This window comes from Coprococcus sp. ART55/1 (genome assembly GCF_000210595.1).
GTDB lineage: Bacteria > Bacillota > Clostridia > Lachnospirales > Lachnospiraceae > Coprococcus > Coprococcus aceti.
This window is the reverse complement of sequence record NC_021018.1, coordinates 2,064,657-2,067,722: the sequence shown is the minus strand read 5'-3', so window position 1 is coordinate 2,067,722 and position 3,066 is coordinate 2,064,657. Positions and strand designations below refer to the sequence as shown.

3 protein-coding genes are annotated in these 3,066 nt (G+C 42.6%); all 3 read right to left on the bottom strand.

What is annotated here, in order from left to right:
* Window positions 1–469: response regulator transcription factor (locus tag CCU_RS09345; protein ID WP_208896143.1), on the bottom strand; the 469-nt coding region annotated here is incomplete at its 3' end.
* Window positions 462–2,162 (bottom strand): sensor histidine kinase, encoded by a 1,701-nt coding sequence (locus tag CCU_RS09340; protein ID WP_015534444.1) that lies wholly within the window; start codon window positions 2,160–2,162, stop codon window positions 462–464. The genes CCU_RS09340 and CCU_RS09345, both read right to left, overlap by 8 nt.
* Before the next feature lie 67 nt (window positions 2,163–2,229).
* Window positions 2,230–2,889, bottom strand: a complete 660-nt coding sequence (locus tag CCU_RS09335) for a helix-turn-helix domain-containing protein (protein WP_015534443.1) — start codon at window positions 2,887–2,889, stop codon at window positions 2,230–2,232.
* Between the last annotated feature and the right edge of the window lie 177 nt (window positions 2,890–3,066).

Here is a 3,066-nt window from a genome sequence, read left to right as displayed (position 1 = left end):
TAAATACCTTCTCCTCGTTATCAACATACACTCTTCTGTCCGTCTTGTCTATCTTAAGACCTCTGATCTCGATGACGTCATTCTTGAGTGCCGTTGAACCAACAAGTCTCTCGTATCTGGATATGTGCGCCTTGACTCTTGCCACCAGCTCACTTGGACTGAATGGCTTTGTGACATAGTCGTCAACTCCCAGACCAAGACCTCTGATCTTGTCTATATCATTCTTCTTGGCTGTTACCATGATGATCGGAATATCCTTCTTCTCCCTTATCTGTCGGCATATCTCAAATCCATCCACCTCAGGGAGCATGAGATCCAGAAGGATAAGACTGTATTCCTCATCCAATGCCTTCTCAAGACCCTTAAGTCCATTTGTCTCTATCTCTACCTCGAAATCATTGAGCTCCAGATAATCTCTCTCAAGCTCTGCAATACTAAGCTCATCTTCTATGATCAATATCTTACTCATCTGTATCTCTCCTTTTCTTTAGTGAATTTATGATCTGCAATGATCCTTTTCTCTGACCATCCTTTTTCTGATTGTCTTTTCTCTGATCATCTTTTTTCTGTGTATCCTTTTTTACATTTGCCTGCTGTTCACCGCTGGCGTCAGAAGTATCACCCTCGATCTCCTCAACCTTTGGAATATACTTCTTCAGGGTAAATACTATCGTTGTTCCGACACCAAGCTGGCTTGTGGCATATATGTTGCCGCCGTGCTCCTCAACGATCTTCTTGCATATAGCAAGTCCAAGACCACTTCCGCCTCTTGACTGTCTTGCGCTGTCAGCTCTGTACATTCTGTCAAATATATGAGGCAGGCTCTCTGAATCTATTCCACGGCCATTGTCGCTTATGGATACCTTAACCTCCGCGTCATTGTCATATATGTTGATATCTATCTGTCCATATTCCTTATCGGTATACTTGATGGCATTTGTAATTATGTTGTTGATGACCCTCTTGAGCTGGTCAGGATCAACTATGACCTTCACATCGTCATCACAATAGTTCTTGTATGTGAGCGTCATGTTCTTGGAAAGGAGCGTCGTATATACCTCCTCCATACAGTCATCAAAATAATCCTTCACCGATACCCTGTGGAACTCATATGGTATGGCGTTGTTGTTGATATTCGTATACAGTGAAAGCTCATTGATGAGGCTGTCCATCTCATTTGCCTTGCTGTATATCATCTTCAGATATCTCTCCTGCTTCTCAGGGGTATCTGCAACTCCATCCATGATTCCCTCCACATAACCCTTGATGGTCGTGATAGGAGTACGGAGATCGTGTGATATATTGCTTATGAGCTGCCTGTTCTCTTCCTCATATCTCATCTTCGCCTTGGTAAAGTCTGACAGTTTCTGTCTCATATCCTCAAATGACTCACAGAGCTCACCAACCTCATCGACTCTGTTATCGCCAAAGTCTATCTTCTCGTCAAGGTTGCCTGAGCCCATACGCTCTGCTGCCTCCTTGAGCTTGACAAGAGGATTCACAAACTGCTGGTATACAAGGAATGCCACGACACCGCTCAGGAGCATCATCATTAGAACCATCAGTATGGAATAACCCATGATGGTTCCCCTGAACTTCGCCATATAATTACCATAGTATGTGAGCATGTAAATATCTACCTGACTTCCATCCAGCACATATGATACCTGGTTGCACAGATAGAATGACGGCTGGGTTATGAGATATTCCTGAACCTTTATATCACTGTTATTTCCGGTATCAATCGAATCACCATCTATCGCATTGATATTCGAACTGTTATCATTTCTCTTTAACTGCTCCTTCAGGCTCTCAGAAAAAGGATCAACGGAACTATATATGTACTCTCCACCCTTCTTCACTGCTATATGAGTATTTAATACCGAGCTCTTTTCATCCAGGGCATCTGCATTATCCTGGGTTGTATAGTATGAAGGATCCTTCTTCACCTTGCTTATAACTTCCTCACGCAATGTGGACAGAGATTTGTACACATCATTGACCGGATCGTCCTCCGAATATAAAAGCTGCAGTGAGTGATTACGGCCATAAGTTCCAGTGATAAAATATCGCCCTATGATAGCCGTACCTATAACCATGGACAATATCGCTGCTATCCATATAAAAATTATCGCTATCTTAACTTTCTTAGTAATCTTCATTCGTGTTAACTCCCATCTTACTAGCGCTAATTATAGCATTAATCCCTATTGTTAGTGTGTGAAGTTTTTATAAACTCTCTCTCTGTTTTCTTCTGAAAATGCCCTTTTTCTTCCTCTTTATCTCCGTTGCCGCAACCTCCTGTCTGGTCTGCTGAAGTTCTCTTATGGTGGCGTCAAGCTTTCTGTATCTCGCTTCCTCCTGATCCTCCTTCTCCTTCATCAGCACATCCATCTGTTTTACCACGTCATCGGACACCGCAGCGGACACTGACTGTGTTATCACCTTAAGGTTGTCCTTTATGGAGTTGCTGATTATCTTGTCCATGATATTCTGGAATTGTGCCATCTTGAAATCAACTATTCTTGAATCATCCCCCACATCGCTGCTCACCCTTATGGTTTCTATGGTCTTCTTCTCTGTATTTTCTCTCTCTGCGATAAGCTCCGTCACCGCATCATCCACATTTTTTTCCTCTGTGCTCTCTCCCTCGTCAAGAAGTTCATACATTCTGTGAACCATATCCTTTATCGCCTTGAGCTGTATCCCCTTATCCTTCAAAGTCTTAACCCTCTGAAGTATCTTTACATCCTTCTCACTGTAGCACCTGTGACCCATGTCATTTCTCTTGATATCGATCTCAAGCTCTTCCTCCCAATACCTAAGCACATGTGACTCAACCTCAACCTTGGCTGCTGCCTCACTTATACTGTAAACTCTCTCTGTCATCGTGTATATCTCCTCCTTGTCTCAGATCAGGTCCTGTCTTAAGTTATTTCCTGTCCTGATACAATTCTAAGGACTTTGATACACAGTCTCAACGCGAATCGTCCTCTAAATTTTCCCACTATACTTGTTTATTCTCCCATACTTATCACATTCTGAACTTATCCGTGGCAAATAGAA

Excerpts from the sequence above, each read along its gene's own strand:
- CCU_RS09340 (WP_015534444.1), bottom strand. The coding sequence starts at position 2,162 with ATGAAGATTACTAAGAAAGTTAAGATAGCGATAATTTTTATATGGATA.
- CCU_RS09335 (WP_015534443.1), bottom strand. The coding sequence starts at position 2,889 with ATGACAGAGAGAGTTTACAGTATAAGTGAGGCAGCAGCCAAGGTTGAG.